This window comes from Rhizobium sp. RU20A (assembly GCF_900155885.1).
In the GTDB taxonomy this organism is placed as follows: domain Bacteria; phylum Pseudomonadota; class Alphaproteobacteria; order Rhizobiales; family Rhizobiaceae; genus RU20A.
Map to the genome: position 1 here is coordinate 1 of NZ_FTMB01000021.1, position 1,242 is coordinate 1,242.

A 1,242-nucleotide genomic window follows, 5' to 3' on the forward strand; every position below is an offset into this window, starting at 1 on the left:
TGACCTTGCCCCGCTGAACTAATCCATTTTGAAGTAAGCTCTGGCCCATCGAGAGGACCAGAGAATGAAGCGCAACCGTTTTACGGACGAACAGATTATCGGCATTCTGAAGGAGCACGAGGCGGGCACGCCGGTCTCGGAGCTTTGCCGCAAGCACGGCGTCAGCGATGCCAGCATCTATAAATGGAAAGCGAAGTTCGGTGGCATGGACGTGTCCGAAGCCAAGAGGCTGAAGACGCTGGAGGACGAGAACACCAAGCTGAAGCGGCTCCTGGCCGATGCGATGCTCGACAATGCAGCTTTGAAAGACCTTTTGGGAAAGAAGTGGTGACGCCCGCAGCAAGGCGGAAAGCTGTCGCGCATTTGATGGGTTACCACGAGATGAGCGAACCATTGCCCGGCAAGCGGTGTTTACACCGCTGAGAGGGGCGGGCGTGTAAAGCCATGGGCTTTTGCCGAATGACAATCCGCTACGAAACCAGGCGCAGCGACGATGATCGTCTTCGCGAGCGGATGAAGGCGTTGGCGCATGAACGCCGCCGCTTCGGTTACCGACGCATCCACGTGCTGCTCAAACGCGAGGGACACCATGTGAACCACAAGAAGCTCTTCCGGCTGTATCGGGAGGAGAAGCTGACGGTGCGCAAGCGCGGCGGCCGCAAGCGAGCGATCGGCACACGTGCACCGATGCTGGTCCCGATGACGGCCAATGATCGCTGGTCGCTGGACTTTGTGTCGGATCAACTCACCGATGGCCGCAGGTTCCGGGTGCTGACGATCGTCGATGATTGCACCAGGGAATGCCTGGGCCTTGTCGCTGACACATCCCTTTCCGGTCTGCGCGTTGCTCGTGAACTGGACCGGATCACTGAGGAACGCGGCAAGCCGAAGATGATTGTCAGCGACAATGGCAGCGAGTTTACCAGCAACGCGATCCTGCAATGGACGGATCGGGCCAAGGTAGAATGACACTACATCGCGCCGGGTAAGCCGATCCAGAACGCCTTCATCGAAAGCTTCAATGGGCGGCTGCGCGATGAGCTCCTGAACGAGACGCTGTTCTCGTCATTGAGCCAGGCCCGATCAGCGCTCTCAAGCTGGCGTGGCGATTACAACGATCATCGACCACATTCCGGCCTCGGTTGGCTGACACCGGCCGAGTTCGCTCAGACCATCAACCCGCGACGTGATGCGGGCTCACGCAGCCGGAATGGCTCCGCACCGCAACACGCCGCTACCGCC

General features: G+C 59.4%; 1 pseudogene. It reads left to right on the forward strand.

The features are described 5' to 3' along the window. Nucleotides 1-64 precede the first annotated feature (64 nt). Nucleotides 65-1,242, forward strand: a pseudogene (locus F3H41_RS21140) (IS3 family transposase); the annotation flags it as partial.